Origin of the sequence: Pseudomonas sp. P7759, assembly GCF_013386445.1 — a bacterium.
Classification (GTDB): domain Bacteria; phylum Pseudomonadota; class Gammaproteobacteria; order Pseudomonadales; family Pseudomonadaceae; genus Aquipseudomonas; species Aquipseudomonas azotoformans_A.
In genome coordinates this window covers 24289-39320 of sequence record NZ_JACART010000022.1, presented here as the reverse complement: position 1 = coordinate 39320, position 15032 = coordinate 24289, and the positions used below count along the sequence as shown (strand labels likewise).

Sequence of the window (15032 nt, the reverse complement as noted above, 5' to 3'; positions counted from 1 at the left end):
TTGACAGTAGCGACGGATGGTCAGGCCAGGTTTTGCTCCGTCAAGCGCTGCACTGCCAACCGACGGTAGTGCGACGGCGTCATGCCCTTGAGCTGCTGGAAGCGCCGATTGAAGTTGGAAATATTGTTGAAGCCCGACTCGAAACACACATCGGTCACGGGTTTTTCGCCATCGGCGAGCAGTTCGCACGACTTGCTGATGCGCAGGCGGTTGACGAATTCAACGAAGGTACGCCCGGTGGCCTGCTTGAACACCCTGGAAAAATAGGTGGGTTTCATCCCCAGGTAATCCGCCACCTCTTCGAGCGGCAACTCGCGCGCGTAGTGGGCAAAGATGTAATCCACCGCGCGGTTGGTGCGATCAATGCTGTGTTCGTCCGCCAGTTGTGGCGTGGTCACTCCGGACAGTAGCTGGTAGTCCTCGCAGGCGCTCAGGACCTCCAGCAGGATAAAGAAATGCCCCAGGCGCGCCATGCCTTGGGCGTCCTCGATGCGCTGCATCAGGGTCATTGCCTGGGCAATCGTGCGTTTGCAGCGAAACTCGATGCCGTACTGTGCACGCTCCAGCAACGGCGCGAGCGTTTTGAGTTCAGCGAAGATGTGGCTGCCGTGCTCGAACAAATCATCGGTGAAGTTCACCAGCATGTCGCGCTTGGGCACCACCTCGTCTTCCTCCACCTGGCTGATCCAGTTATGGGGCAGGTTGGGGCCGGTGAGAAACAGACTTTCCGGGTAGAAGTTGCCGATGTAGTCGCCGATAAACACCTTGCCGGAACTGGCGACGATCAGGTGCAGCTCGTATTCCTTATGGAAGTGCCAGCGCACCAGCGGGCAGGGAAAACCGTGCTGGCGATAGATGATGGACAGACCGTTGTGGTCGTCCATCAACTCGTAGGAAGGGTCGGTAATGCGCGTTGCTCGGGTCATGCTGCCGTCGCTTTATTGTGGTTGCTACGTAGGATAATGCCCCGTCGCGCGTCACCTCGCCAGCGCTGGTGTTTATACGATGCGGTTTTTCGCCTCGATCCACTGCGACATGTACTGCGTACTTTTATGGGCGTGATGGCGCAGCATGCTGCCGGTGAAGTTATCGCGGCGGTGGGCATTTAGCGTGCTGCGGCACTGTTCCAGGCAGGCCACCAGCGCAGGGCCATGGATGTTCTGGTCATAGCGGCGGGTCAACAGCTGGCGGCCGTTTTCCTGGGCCTGGGTCCAGCGTTCGCGGTCCTGGTAGAGCGCCACCGCAGCGGCGGCAAGCGCCGGGGCACTGTGTTCGATCACGCCCGGCCAGGGCTGCTCGTCGCCCATGGCCTCGGCGCCGATGGGCGTGGTGATATTCGGTGTGCCGCAGAGCATCGCGTCCGCCAGCTTGCCCTTGATGCCGGCGCCGAAGCGCAGGGGCGCCAGGCAGATACGCGCGGCGGTCATGACTTGCAGGGCATCTTCGGCCCAGTTCATCACATGAAAGCCTTGGGCCGGGTTGTGCAAGGCGGTGGCTTTGGGCGGGGTGTAGGCACCGTAGATATGCAGCTGCGCGCCCGGCAATTGCTGGCGGATCAACGGCCACAGGCTGTTTTTCATCCAGAGCACCGCATCCCAGTTGGGCGCGTGGCGGAAGTTGCCGATGCTGAGGAAGTGCGCGCGGTCTTCAAACGGTGCGAACGGTTCGGTCGGCGGCTCCAGCATCAGTGGGCACCAGTGGAGCAGGGCGGCCGGCACCTTGAAATGTTCGGTGAGCAAGCGGATTTCCACATCCGAGATCATCAGGCTGATATCGCAGCGGTAGATCGCCGCGATCTCGCGTTTGGCCAGGTCGGTGTCGGCCATCAGCTGGAACTCGGCCTGCAGCGCGGGGGAGAACAGTGCGCTGAAATCGTCGCTGTCGGGGTGCGCCTTCAGGTGATCCTTGAAACGCTGGTGACGGGCGTCGCGCAGGCTCTGCAGGTCGGAGGTTTCCAGCACGCGCAGGGCGTTGGGGCAGCATTTCTCGACGCGCCAGCCGAACTGTTCCTCCATCATGAAACGGTCGAACAGCACGATGTCCGGGGCCAGTTCGCGGATAAAGTCGTCGAAACTGCTGTTATTGAGTTCGATGGCGCATTCGGCGATGCCCAGCGCAGGCAAGTCGGCCTTGTGTTCGCCAATAGTGGCGGGGCTGCTGAAGGTGATGTCCCAACCTTGCGTAAGAAAACTCTCAAGGACTTGCATCATATGCCCGCCTGCGGCCGAGGAACGGGGTTCCGGCCAGACGTATCCAATGACCAGGACTTTGGTGGCGGGGTGATTCATGAGGGGGAGATCCTTGCGAAGGCATCGGCTGCAATGCCGATAAATCTGAGGATTAAATCACAGGTTGGAGGCGGTTAGCCCATGGCGCATTGCAGCGATTAATCTCAGCGGTTTGATTGCGAAAAAACCTATAACACTGTCATTTGTACCAGTTATTAAGTGAGGCTCGTGTTGCTATGTTGGCGGCTATCTCCCTATGAAAATTCAGCCGGGAGTTCTGTCACGTCTCTGTGGAGAACATTTCAAATGACTAAACAAAAATCTGACCCGACCGACTCCCAGCCCTCGGCAGACTGGGTAGGAGATACTTTCAACGGCAGCGCCAGCGGGGATACCGGCGAGTTGCAGATGCGCTGGCGGCGTTCGGGGAGTACGTTGGATATTAACGTATTGCGTTACAAGATCAGTGGCGATGGCAGTCGTAAGAGCGGCAACATCAATATCATCGTACATGCCCACTACGGAAAGGAATGGAAGCTAAATAAAAACAACTGTATCCAGGATGGAACGTTTCAAGATTGGGACGCTTACGGGACACTCGATCTTGGCAGTGCAGTACGCATCACGGTCAAAGTGGTGATTGTCTTTGACCAGCCAGGCATTGATGACCGGACCACGATAACCAAGGAGTTCGACGTTTGAAATGCGATGGGCCGTATGGCCGAGCTGTATCGACGGCCCATGTTTTCGCAAAAGAATCTGTTTGCGGGTAGGTGCTATTCGAGCTTTGTGGTTAACTTCCGCCTCTCGAATTCGTTTCATCAAACCCAGCATAAGGATTCCGTTCATGGCTCAAGTCACCCTTCGTGGTAACCCTGTCCAGGTTGAAGGCGAATTGCCGAAAACCGGTTCCACCGCTCCTGAGTTCAGCCTTGTTGCTGTCGACCTGTCGGAAGCGTCCCTGGAAACTTTCGCTGGCAAGCGCAAGGTTCTGAACATCTTCCCAAGCGTTGACACCCCGACCTGCGCCACTTCGGTACGCAAGTTCAACGCCCAGGCCAACGACCTGAGCAACACCGTGGTGCTGTGCATCTCCTCTGACCTGCCGTTTGCCCAGAAGCGTTTCTGCGGCACCGAAGGCCTGGACAACGTGCTGAGCCTGTCGGACTTCCGCAACGCCGACTTCGCAGTGGACTACGGCGTTTCGCTGGCCGACGGCCCTCTGCAAGGCCTGACCGCCCGCGCCGTAGTGGTGCTGGACGAGAACAACAACGTGCTGCACAGCGAACTGGTGCCCGAAATCGGCCAAGAGCCGAACTACGAAGCAGCCCTGGCTGTTTTGAAGTAACTGTTTCGGTACGTTACTGTCGTTTTGCAGTAACACGCTTGATGCATGATTGCGGCCTGGCCTAGTCCAGGCCGTTTTTATTTGTGGTTCAGATGCTTAGCGAAACGGTCGATGAACTAAGGTCAGAAGTTAAAAGTTGTAAGCCCAAGGTAAATAGCCGGTAAAGGCGCTTTTCTAAATGCGCCCCAGTGCTTATCTTTCAGCCTCCCAAAGAAGAAGCTCTCGCGCCCAATGGTTGATCACTCCATGCAATCCTCCCCCCGTAAGTCCCGCCGCTGGCTGTTCGCCCTGCTTGTGCTGGTGGTTGTCGCCGGCCTGTGCTGGAAATTCTGGCCCGGCAGCCACAAGGATGCTGCGCAGGCGCCAGCCGGACGCGCCGGCAAGTCGGGGATGATGCGCCCAGGCTTCGGTGGCTCCACCGGCCCGGTGCCGGTGCGTGTGGCGCCTGCGGTGCTGGGCGAGTTCCCTGTGTACTACAAGGCCTTGGGCACGGTGACCGCGCTCAACACCATCAATGTGCGCAGCCGGGTGGGCGGCGAACTGGTGAAGATCGCCTTTGAAGAAGGGCAGATGGTCAAGGCTGGCGACCTGCTCGCAGAAATCGACCCACGCAGTTACCAGAACGCCTTGCTCCAGGCCCAGGGCACGCTGATGCAGAACCAGGCCCAGCTGAAAAACGCCCAGGTCGATGTGCAGCGTTACCGCGACCTGTACGCCCAGGACAGCATCGCCAAGCAGACCCTGGACACCGCCGAAGCGCTGGTCCTGCAATACCAGGGCACGGTCAAGACCAACCAGGGCGCGGTGGATGACGCCAAGCTCAACCTCGAATTCACCAAGATCCGCGCGCCAATCAGCGGTCGGGTCGGCCTGCGTCAGGTTGACGTGGGCAACCTGGTGGCGGCCAACGACACCACGTTCCTGGCCGTGATCACCCAGACCCAGCCGATCAGCGTGGCCTTCACCCTGCCGGAAAATACCCTGGAAACCGTGCTCACCCGCTACCACGCCGGCAACAAGCTGCCCGTGGAAGCCTGGGACCGTGGCGATGTGAAGCAACAGGCCGTCGGCGTGTTGCAGAGCCTGGACAACCAGATCGACGTCACCACCGGCACCCTGAAATTCAAGGCGCGTTTCGATAACAAGGACCAGGCGCTGTTCCCCAACCAGTTTGTCAATGTGCACCTGCTGGCCGACACCCTGCATAACGTGGTGCTGGCGCCGTCGGCGGCGATCCAGTTCGGCAACACCGGTACTTTCGTCTACGTGCTCGACGGCGACAAGAAGGTCAAGGTGCAGCCGCTGGTGGTGGGAGATACCGACGGCGACAACACCGTGATCAAGGAAGGCCTCAAGGCCGGCGACCGCGTGGTGCTGGAAGGCACCGACCGCTTGAAGGACGGCAGCGAAATCGAAGTGGTCAACGACAGCAGTGAAGTGCCGACCACCCCGACTGAACACCTGCAAGGCAAGCCAGCGGCGAAAGGGGAGACCGGCACCACCGCCGGCAAGGCGCAAAAGGTCGGTTCATGAACCTGTCGCGGCTGTTTATCCTTCGCCCGGTCGCCACCACGCTGAGCATGCTGGCCATTGTGTTGGCCGGCATCATCGCTTATCGCCTGTTGCCGGTGTCGGCGTTGCCCCAGGTGGATTACCCGACCATCCGCGTGATGACCCTGTACCCCGGCGCCAGCCCGGATGTAATGACCAGTGCGGTCACCGCGCCGCTGGAGCGCCAATTCGGGCAAATGCCCGGCCTCACGCAGATGGCCTCCACCAGTTCTGGCGGTGCGTCGGTGCTGACCCTGCGTTTCAACCTCGACATCAATATGGATGTCGCCGAGCAGCAGGTGCAGGCCGCGATCAACGCCGCGACCAACCTGTTGCCCAAGGACCTGCCGGCGCCGCCGGTGTACAACAAGGTCAACCCGGCGGATACCCCGGTGCTGACCCTGGCAATCACGTCCAAGACCATGCTGCTGCCCAAGCTCAATGACCTGGTCGACACGCGCATGGCGCAGAAGATCGCGCAGATCAGCGGCGTCGGCATGGTCAGCATCGCCGGCGGCCAGCGCCAGGCCGTGCGCATCAAGGTCAACCCCGAGGCCCTGGCGGCCAATGGCTTGAACCTGTCGGACGTGCGCACCCTGATCGCCGCGTCCAACGTCAACCAGCCCAAGGGCAACTTCGACGGCCCCACCCGTGTGTCGATGCTCGACGCCAACGACCAGTTGGTCTCGCCCCAGCAATACGCCGAACTGATCCTGGCCTACAACAATGGCGCGCCGCTGCGCCTCAAAGACGTGGCCCAGATCGTGGACGGCGCCGAAAACGAACGCCTTGCCGCCTGGGCCAACGAAAACCAGGCCGTGCTGCTGAATATCCAGCGCCAGCCGGGGGCCAACGTGATCGAGGTGGTGGACCGCATCAAGGCGCTGCTGCCGAGCATCACTGATAACTTGCCAGCCGGCCTCGACGTGACGGTACTCACCGACCGCACCCAGACCATCCGCGCCTCGGTCAAGGACGTGCAACACGAATTGCTCATCGCGATTGCCCTGGTGGTGATGGTGACGTTCCTGTTCCTGCGCCGGGTCAGCGCCACGATCATTCCGTCCATCGCCGTGCCGCTGTCCCTGGTGGGCACTTTTGGCGTGATGTACCTGGCGGGGTTCTCCATCAACAACCTGACGCTGATGGCCCTGACCATCGCCACCGGGTTTGTGGTGGACGATGCCATCGTGATGCTGGAGAACATTTCCCGTTACATCGAAGAGGGCGAGACCCCGCTGGCTGCCGCGCTCAAGGGCGCCAAGCAGATCGGCTTTACCCTGATTTCCCTGACGCTGTCGCTGATCGCGGTACTGATTCCGCTGCTGTTCATGGCCGACGTAGTCGGGCGCCTGTTCCGAGAGTTCGCCATCACCCTGGCGGTGGCGATCCTGATTTCCCTGGTGGTTTCCCTGACCCTCACGCCCATGATGTGCGCGCGTTTGCTCAAGCGTGAGCCGAAGGAAGAGGAACAAAGCCGCTTTTACAAGGCCAGCGGCGCCTGGATCGATTGGTTGATCGCGCGTTACGCCAGCATGTTGCAGTGGGTACTCAAGCACCAGCCGCTGACCCTGCTGGTGGCCATCGCCACCTTGGGCCTCACCGTGTTCCTGTACCTGATCGTGCCCAAGGGCTTCTTCCCGGTGCAGGACACCGGTGTGATCCAGGGCATTTCCGAAGCGCCGCAGTCGATCTCCTTCGCGGCCATGAGCCAGCGCCAGCAGGAACTGGCCAAGATCATCCTGGCCGATCCGTCGGTGGAAAGCCTGTCTTCCTACATTGGTGTGGACGGAGACAACGCCACCCTCAACAGCGGGCGTTTGCTGATCAACCTCAAGGCCCACGGCCAGCGTGACCTCAGCGCGGCCCAGGTGATCACGCGTTTGCAGCCGGAAATCGACAAGCTGGTGGGGATCCGCCTGTTTATGCAGCCGGTGCAGGACCTGACCATCGAAGACCGTGTGAGCCGTACCCAGTACCAGTTCAGCATGTCGTCGCCGGATGCCGAGTTGCTGGCGCTGTGGAGCGACAAACTGGTCCACGCGTTGAGCCAGTTGCCCGAACTCACCGACGTCGCCAGCGACCTGCAGGACAAGGGCTTGCAGGTGTACCTGGTGATCGACCGCGACGCGGCGTCGCGCCTGGGCGTCAGCGTGTCGACCATCACCGACGCACTGTATGACGCGTTCGGCCAGCGGCAGATTTCCACGATCTACACCCAAGCCAGCCAGTACCGCGTGGTGCTGCAGGCCCAGTCCGGCGAAACCCTCGGCCCGGATGCGCTGAACCAGATCCACGTGAAAACCACCGACGGCGGCCAGGTGCGTTTGTCCAGCCTGGCCCGTGTGGAGCAGCGCCAGGCGCAATTGGCGATTGCGCACATCGGCCAGTTCCCGGCAGTGATGATGTCGTTCAACCTGGCCCCCGGCGTTGCGCTGGGCAAAGGTGTGGAGCTGATCAACCAGACCCAGAAAGACATCGGCATGCCGGTGGGCGTGCAGACTCAGTTCCAGGGCGCGGCCCAGGCCTTCGAAGCCTCGCTGTCGAGCACTTTGCTGCTGATCCTGGCGGCGGTGGTCACCATGTACATCATTCTGGGTGTGCTCTATGAGAGCTATATCCACCCGATCACCATTCTCTCGACCTTGCCGTCGGCAGCCGTCGGAGCGTTGTTGGCGTTGCTGCTCAGTGGCAATGACCTGGGCATGATCGCGATCATCGGCATCATCTTGTTGATCGGTATCGTCAAGAAGAACGCGATCATGATGATCGACTTCGCCCTCGACGCCGAACGCAACCAGGGCCTCGACCCGCAGACCGCGATCTACCAGGCGGCGCTGCTGCGCTTCCGGCCGATCCTGATGACCACGCTGGCCGCACTGTTCGGCGCGGTGCCGTTGATGCTGGCCACGGGTTCCGGCGCGGAACTGCGCCAGCCCCTGGGCCTGGTGATGGTCGGTGGTCTGCTGGTGAGCCAGGTGCTCACCCTGTTCACCACGCCGGTCATCTACCTGTACTTCGATCGCCTGGGCCGTCGCTGGCGCAAAGAGCCGCAAAGCCTGGAGCCGGTTGAGTCATGAACCTGTCCGGACCATTCATCCGCCGGCCGGTCGCGACCATGCTGTTGAGCCTGGCGATCCTGTTGCTGGGCGGCGTGAGCTTCAACCTGTTGCCGGTGTCGCCGCTGCCGCAGATCGACTTCCCGGTGATCGTGGTGTCGGCCAGCTTGCCCGGCGCCAGCCCCGAGGTGATGGCATCCACGGTGGCGACGCCGCTGGAGCGCTCGTTCGGCGCGATTGCCGGCATCACCACCATGAGCAGTTCGTCGAGCCAGGGTTCTACGCGGGTGATTCTGGCGTTTGACTCCGACCGCGATATCAACGGCGCGGCGCGGGAAGTGCAGGCTGCGATCAACGCCTCGCGCAACCTGCTGCCCAGTGGTATGCGCAGCATGCCGACCTACAAGAAGATCAACCCGTCCCAGGCGCCGATCATGGTGCTGTCGCTGACCTCGGACGTGTTGCAGAAGGGCCAGTTGTACGATTTGGCCTCGACTATTCTGTCGCAGAGCCTGTCCCAGGTGCCTGGCGTCGGTGAAGTGCAGATCGGCGGCAGTTCCTTGCCGGCGGTGCGCATCGAACTCGAACCCAAGGCCCTCGACCAGTACGGCGTGGCCCTCGACGATGTGCGCAACACCATCGCCAACGCCAACCAGCGTCGGCCCAAGGGTTCCCTGGAAGACAGCCAGCGCAACTGGCAGATCCAGGCCAACGACCAGTTGGAAAAGGCCAAGGACTACGAGCCGCTGCTGATCCGCTACCAGAACGGCGCGGCCCTGCGCCTGGGCGATGTGGCCAAGATCAGTGACGGCGTGGAAGACCGCTACAACAGCGGGTTCTTCAACAACGAGCCGGCGGTGCTGCTGGTGATCAACCGCCAGTCTGGCGCCAACATCATCGAAACTGTCCGGCAAATCAAGGCGCAGTTGCCGGCGTTGCAGGCGGTGCTGCCGTCCAGCGTCAAGCTGAGCCTGGCCATGGACCGTTCGCCGGTGATCACCGCGACCTTGCATGAAGCCGAGATGACCTTGCTGATTGCCGTGGGCCTGGTGATCCTGGTGGTGTACCTGTTCCTGGGTAACTTCCGCGCCTCGCTGATCCCGACCCTGGCGGTGCCGGTGTCACTGGTGGGCACCTTTGCGGTGATGTACCTGTATGGGTTCTCGCTGAACAACTTCTCGTTGATGGCGTTGATCCTGGCCACCGGGTTGGTGGTGGACGATGCCATCGTGGTGCTGGAGAACATTTCCCGGCATATCGACGAAGGCGTGCCGCCAATGAAAGCGGCGTACCTGGGCGCCCAGGAAGTCGGCTTTACCTTGCTGTCGATGAACGTGTCGCTGGTGGCGGTGTTCCTGTCGATCCTGTTCATGGGCGGGATCGTCACCAACCTGTTCCGCGAGTTTTCCATCACCTTGTCGGCGGCGATCATTGTGTCGCTGATTGTTTCGCTGACCCTGACCCCGATGCTCTGTGCGCGCTGGCTCAAACCGCATGTAAAGGGTGAAATGACCGGTTTGCAGCGCTGGAGCCAGAAGGTCAACGACCGCATGGTCGCCGGCTACGCCACCAGCCTGGACTGGGTGCTGCGCCATCGACGCCTGACCTTGCTCAGCCTGTTGCTGACCATCGGCATGAACGTCGCGCTTTATGTGGTGGTGCCCAAGACCTTCATGCCCCAGCAGGACACCGGCCAGTTGATTGGTTTTGTGCGCGGTGATGACGGCCTGTCGTTCAGCGTGATGCAGCCGAAGATGGAAACCTTCCGCAAAGCGGTGCTCAAGGACCCGGCGGTACTCAGCGTGGCTGGCTTCATCGGCGGCAACAACGGCACCAACAATGCGGTGATGCTGGTGCGCCTTAAGCCCATCAGCGAGCGCAAGGTTTCCGCCCAGGCGGTGATCGAGCGCCTGCGCAAGGACGTGCCGCTGGTGCCCGGCGGGCGGTTGTTCCTGATGGCTGACCAGGACCTGCAATTTGGCGGCAGCCGCGACCAGACCAGCGCGCAGTATTCCTACATCCTGCAAAGCGGCGACCTGGCGGCCTTGCGCCTGTGGTACCCGAAAGTGGTGGCGGCCTTGCGCGAGCTGCCGGAACTCACCGCCATCGATGCCCGTGAAGGGCGGGGCGCGGCGCAGGTCACACTGATTGTCGACCGCGACCAGGCCAAGCGCCTGGGCATCGACATGGACATGGTCACGGCGGTGCTCAACAACGCCTACAGCCAGCGGCAGATTTCCACCATCTATGACAGCCTCAACCAGTACCAGGTGGTGATGGAGGTCAATCCCAAATACGCCCAGGACCCGATCACCCTCAACCAGATGCAGGTGATCACCTCCACGGGGGCGCGGGTGCCGCTGTCGACCATCGCCCATTATGAGAACAGCCTGGCCGACGACCGCGTCAGCCACGAAGGCCAGTTCGCCTCGGAAAACATCGCCTTCGACATGGCGCCCGGCGTGACGGTGGAGCAGGGCACGGCCGCCATCGAACGGGCGATTGCCAAGGTTGGCCTGCCGGAAGACGTGATCGCCAAGATGGCCGGCACCGCGGATGCCTTCGCCGCCACGCAGAAGGGCCAGCCGTTCATGATCCTCGGCGCGCTGGTGGCGGTTTACCTGGTGCTGGGCATTCTGTATGAGAGCTACATTCACCCGCTGACCATCCTCTCGACCTTGCCGTCGGCCGGTGTCGGCGCGATGCTCGCGATCTACCTGACCGGGGGCGAGTTCAGCCTGATCTCCTTGCTGGGCCTGTTCCTGCTGATCGGCGTGGTGAAGAAAAACGCGATCCTGATGATCGACCTGGCCTTGCAGCTGGAGCGCCACGACGGCTTGGGCCCGCTGGAATCGATCCGCAGCGCCTGCCTGTTGCGTTTGCGCCCGATTCTGATGACCACCCTGGCCGCCATCCTCGGTGCCTTGCCGTTGCTGCTGGGTGCGGGCGATGGTGCTGAAATGCGCCGTCCGTTGGGCCTGACGATTATCGGCGGTCTGGTGTTCAGCCAGGTCCTGACCCTTTACACCACTCCGGTGGTCTACCTCTATCTCGACCGCGCGCGCCATCGCTTCAATAAATGGCGCGGCGTGCGTACCGATGCTGCCCTGGACACTGCGCTATGACCGATTCAACCTTTGCCCGACTGGCCCTGTTCCGTGGCTCCCGTGTGGCGAGCCTGGTGCTGTGCGGCGTGCTGCTCAGCGCTTGCGCCGTCGGCCCTGACTACAAGCGCCCTGAAGTCATTGAACCGGCGCAATTCAAGGAAGCCCAGGGCTGGCGCCAGGCCACTCCCAGCGATTCCCTGGCCCGTGGCGCCTGGTGGGAGCTTTACGGCGACCGTCAGCTCAATGACCTGGTGGTGCGCCTGAACACGTCCAACCAAACCGTGGCGCAGGCCGAAGCGCGCTTTCGCCAGGCCCAGGCGCTGGTGCGCAGCTCCCGTGGCGCGTTTTACCCCACCGTTGACCTGAGCGCAGGGAAAACCCGCGCCAGCCAGGGCACCGGTAGCAGTAACGCCAGCCTGAGCAGTTCCAGCAGCGGTATCCGCGACACCCTCAATGCCCAGTTGGGCGTGAGCTGGGAAGCGGATATCTGGGGCAAATTGCGCCGGGGCCTGGAAGCCAACGAAGCCAGCGCTGAAGCCAGCTCGGCGGACCTGGCGGCGATGCGTCTGAGCCAGCAGTCCGAACTGGTGCAAAGCTACCTCCAACTGCGGGTCATGGATGAACAGACGCGCTTGCTGCAAGCCACGCTGGAGACCTACCAGCGCTCCCTGCAAATGACCGAAAACCAGTACCGCGCCGGGGTTTCCGGCAAGGATGCGGTAGCCCAGGCACAAACCCAGCTCAAGACCACCCAGGCCAGCCTGATCGACCTGATCTGGCAGCGCGCCCAGCTGGAAAACGCGATTGCCGTGTTGATCGGCGAGGCGCCGGCCAATTTCAACCTGGCGGTGAGCAAGGACATCCCGGCATTGCCGCAGATTCCCGTGAGCCTGCCGTCGCAACTGCTGGAGCGCCGCCCGGACATTGCCTCGGCCGAACGCTCGGTGATCGCCGCCAATGCCAATATCGGCGTGGCCAAGGCTGCCTACTACCCGGACCTGAGCCTGAGCCTGGCCGGTGGTTACTCCAGCAGCACCTATGCCGACTGGATCAGCCTGCCGAATCGCTTCTGGTCGGTGGGGCCAAAGCTGGCCATGACGCTGTTTGACGGCGGCCAGCGTTCGGCGGAAGTCGACCGCACCGTGGCCAGCTACGACGAGACTGTCGCCAAGTACCGCCAGACCGTGCTGGATGGGTTCCGTGAAGTGGAAAACTACATGGTGCAACTCAAAGTGCTGGAAGACGAGGCGGTGGTCAGCAATGAAGCACTCGACGCCGCCCGTGAGTCGTTGCGCCTGACCCAGAACCAGTACAAGGCGGGGCTGATTGCTTACCTGGATGTGGTCACCACGCAAGCGACCGCACTGAGCAACGAACGCACGGTACTGACCCTTTTGCAGACGCGCCTGGTGGCCAGTGTGCAATTGATCGCGGCATTGGGCGGTGGTTGGGACGGGCAGACACCGATTGCCGAGAAGGATTGATTTTGGCGGGGTGTGCAGCCAGTTGATTGACGTCAAAATGCCACTAATGGCCCTCTGATAATTAATCAACTGCTCAAGAATTATTCTCGCTACAATCGCCCGCTTTGCCACCTGGCACGGGCTTCTCAGGCCCGCTGCGCACGAGAAGTCCCATGCTCATCGGTAGTTATTCCCCCTCACTGGTCGTGATTTCGCTGTTCGTTGCGATCCTGGCTTCCTACACCGCGTTGGACCTTTCCGGCCGCATTGCCACCGCCAAGGGGCGCGCCGTGTATTTGTGGATTGCCGGTGGGGCAATCGCCATGGGGATCGGCGTCTGGTCGATGCACTTCATCGGCATGCTGGCACTGCGCTTGCCGTTTGCCCTGGGCTTCGATTTGGGCATCACGGCGTTGTCGTTATTGATCGCGGTGTTGTCCAGCGGCTTTGCCTTGTGGCTGATCAGCCAGCCGCGTTTGCCCGCCTGGCAACTGGGGTTTGGCGCGCTGGTCATGGGCACCGGCATTGCGTGCATGCATTACACCGGCATGGCCGCCATGCGTATGACCCCAGGCATCGACTATGACCCCGCCTTGTTTGGCGCATCGTTGCTGATCGCGGTGGTCGCGTCTGGCGCGGCGCTGTGGATCGCCCACAATCTGCGCCGTAACACACCGTACGTGCGCCTTTTACGGGGGGGCGCAGCGGTGGTGATGGGCTTTGCCATCGTCGGCATGCATTACACCGGCATGGCCGCCGCACGTTTTGCCGATGAGAGTTTCTGCGGGGCTGCATTGAACGGCTTGAGCGGCAAGGGCCTGGATAACCTGGTATTGGTCACGACCCTGGCGGTACTGGCCATCGCCTTGCTCACCTCGTTGCTCGATGCGCGCCTGGAAGCGCGTACGGCGGTGCTGGCCGATTCCCTCACCCAAGCCAACCAGGAACTGACCCATCTGGCCCTGCACGACATGCTCACCGGCCTGCCCAACCGTACGTTGCTTGCGGACCGCATTCAGCAAGCCATGCAGGCCGTTAAAGAGCAGGGCGGTTGCTTCGCGCTGATGTTTATCGACCTCGATGGCTTCAAGCCAGTCAACGATGCGTTTGGTCACCATATGGGTGACCAGTTGCTGCGCGAAGTGGGCCTGCGCCTGCGCGAAGACTTGCGCAGCCAGGACACCTTGGCGCGTATCGGCGGCGACGAGTTTGTGTTGCTGGTGCAACTGACCCAGCCGGACGATGCCCTGGGCCTTGCCGAACGCCAGGTGATCCTGATCAACCGCGCCTTCCAGGTGGCCGAGCATGAGCTGAAGATCTCCGCCAGTGTCGGCATCGCGATGTTCCCGGGCAACGGCAACAACCCTCAGGAACTGTTGATGAACGCCGACGCCGCGATGTACCACGCCAAGGGCATGGGCAAGAACGGCTACAGCTTCTTTGATGCGTCGATGAATACCAACGCGCGCAAGCAATTGCAGTTGTTGCAGGACCTGCGCAATGCCGTGGAACAGGAACAGTTTCGCCTGTACTACCAACCCAAGTTCGACGCGGTCAGCGGTATTCCGGTCGGTGCCGAAGCCCTGCTGCGCTGGGAGCACCCGCAACAGGGGCTGCTGCTGCCGGCGATGTTTATCGAGTTGGCGGAAAAAACCGGGTTGATCATTCCCATCGGCGAATGGGTACTCAACGAAGCCTGCCGTCAAATGAGCCTGTGGTATGCCCAGGGTTATGAAGACTGGCGCATCGCCGTGAACCTCTCGGCCTTGCAGTTCTGCCACGCCGGGCTGGTCAAAAGTGTGGCGGTGGCGCTGGAACGGCACCAACTGCCGGCCAACAGCCTGACCCTGGAAATCACCGAAACCACGGCCATGAGCGACGCCGACGCGAGCATGACGGTGTTGCAGCAGCTGTCGGACATGGGCGTCGATTTGTCCATCGACGACTTTGGCACCGGCTACTCCAGTCTGATGTACCTCAAGCGCCTGCCGGCCAACGAGCTGAAGATCGACCGTGGCTTTGTGCGTGACCTGGAACACGACAGCGACGACGCGGCCATCGTCTCGGCCATCGTCGCCCTTGGCCAGGCCTTGGGATTACGGATTGTTGCCGAAGGTGTCGAGACGGATGTGCAGCAGAATTTCCTGACACGGCTTGGGTGCAATTCCCTACAGGGTTACCTGCTGGGTCACCCGTTGCCGGCAGAGGGCTTCATGGCGGATATCCAGCGCGCCGAAGAGGCCGTTGCGCCTGACAAAAGCCGTGCGTGACAGGTA

Annotated in this window: 9 protein-coding genes; 7 read left to right on the top strand and 2 right to left on the bottom strand. The window is 61.6% G+C overall.

What is annotated here, in order from left to right:
- Window positions 1-20 precede the first annotated feature (20 nt).
- Together HX823_RS18735 and HX823_RS18730 are read right to left on the bottom strand one after the other, a co-directional pair.
- Window positions 21-926 carry an AraC family transcriptional regulator gene (locus tag HX823_RS18735; RefSeq protein WP_177075955.1) on the bottom strand — a complete coding sequence of 302 codons (906 nt, stop codon included), beginning with the start codon at window positions 924-926 and terminating at the stop codon, window positions 21-23.
- A gap of 72 nt (window positions 927-998) precedes the next feature.
- Complete coding sequence (locus tag HX823_RS18730) at window positions 999-2288, bottom strand: glycosyltransferase (RefSeq protein ID WP_177075953.1); 1290 nt, start codon at window positions 2286-2288, stop codon at window positions 999-1001.
- A 246-nt stretch (window positions 2289-2534) separates the two neighbouring features.
- On the opposite strand from HX823_RS18730, the gene HX823_RS18725 reads away from it, so the two are divergent.
- The 7 genes from HX823_RS18725 (at window position 2535) to HX823_RS18695 (ending at window position 15026) form a co-directional block, all read left to right on the top strand.
- Window positions 2535-2930 carry a hypothetical protein gene (locus HX823_RS18725; RefSeq protein ID WP_177075951.1) on the top strand — a complete coding sequence of 132 codons (396 nt, stop codon included), beginning with the start codon at window positions 2535-2537 and terminating at the stop codon, window positions 2928-2930.
- 145 nt (window positions 2931-3075) lie between these two features.
- The gene (tpx, locus tag HX823_RS18720; protein ID WP_016980349.1) at window positions 3076-3576 is read left to right on the top strand and encodes a thiol peroxidase; all 501 of its coding nucleotides are present in this window, start codon (window positions 3076-3078) and stop codon (window positions 3574-3576) included.
- A gap of 231 nt (window positions 3577-3807) precedes the next feature.
- Window positions 3808-5109, top strand: a complete 1302-nt coding sequence (locus HX823_RS18715) for an MdtA/MuxA family multidrug efflux RND transporter periplasmic adaptor subunit (RefSeq protein ID WP_061436701.1) — start codon at window positions 3808-3810, stop codon at window positions 5107-5109.
- A complete protein-coding gene (locus HX823_RS18710) occupies window positions 5106-8207 on the top strand; it encodes an MdtB/MuxB family multidrug efflux RND transporter permease subunit (RefSeq protein ID WP_177075949.1) in 3102 nt (1033 codons plus the stop codon). The genes HX823_RS18715 and HX823_RS18710 overlap by 4 nt, the downstream gene beginning before the upstream one ends.
- Entirely contained in the window at window positions 8204-11311 is a 3108-nt protein-coding gene (locus HX823_RS18705) for an efflux RND transporter permease subunit (RefSeq protein WP_177075947.1), read from the top strand. Before HX823_RS18710 ends, HX823_RS18705 begins: the two co-directional genes overlap by 4 nt.
- The gene (locus HX823_RS18700) at window positions 11308-12777 is read left to right on the top strand and encodes an efflux transporter outer membrane subunit (RefSeq protein ID WP_038850191.1); all 1470 of its coding nucleotides are present in this window, start codon (window positions 11308-11310) and stop codon (window positions 12775-12777) included. The genes HX823_RS18705 and HX823_RS18700 overlap by 4 nt, the downstream gene beginning before the upstream one ends.
- A 152-nt stretch (window positions 12778-12929) precedes the next feature.
- Window positions 12930-15026, top strand: a complete 2097-nt coding sequence (locus tag HX823_RS18695) for a bifunctional diguanylate cyclase/phosphodiesterase (protein ID WP_177075945.1) — start codon at window positions 12930-12932, stop codon at window positions 15024-15026.
- The last annotated feature ends 6 nt before the right edge of the window (window positions 15027-15032 follow it).

Bases quoted from the DNA above. Each gene is read 5' to 3' on its own strand.
- HX823_RS18700 (WP_038850191.1), top strand. From the start codon at position 11,308: ATGACCGATTCAACCTTTGCCCGACTGGCCCTGTTCCGTGGCTCCCGT.
- tpx (WP_016980349.1), top strand. From the start codon at position 3,076: ATGGCTCAAGTCACCCTTCGTGGTAACCCTGTCCAGGTTGAAGGCGAA.
- HX823_RS18695 (WP_177075945.1), top strand. From the start codon at position 12,930: ATGCTCATCGGTAGTTATTCCCCCTCACTGGTCGTGATTTCGCTGTTC.
- HX823_RS18705 (WP_177075947.1), top strand. From the start codon at position 8,204: ATGAACCTGTCCGGACCATTCATCCGCCGGCCGGTCGCGACCATGCTG.
- HX823_RS18710 (WP_177075949.1), top strand. From the start codon at position 5,106: ATGAACCTGTCGCGGCTGTTTATCCTTCGCCCGGTCGCCACCACGCTG.
- HX823_RS18730 (WP_177075953.1), bottom strand. From the start codon at position 2,288: ATGAATCACCCCGCCACCAAAGTCCTGGTCATTGGATACGTCTGGCCG.
- HX823_RS18715 (WP_061436701.1), top strand. From the start codon at position 3,808: ATGGTTGATCACTCCATGCAATCCTCCCCCCGTAAGTCCCGCCGCTGG.
- HX823_RS18725 (WP_177075951.1), top strand. From the start codon at position 2,535: ATGACTAAACAAAAATCTGACCCGACCGACTCCCAGCCCTCGGCAGAC.
- HX823_RS18735 (WP_177075955.1), bottom strand. From the start codon at position 926: ATGACCCGAGCAACGCGCATTACCGACCCTTCCTACGAGTTGATGGAC.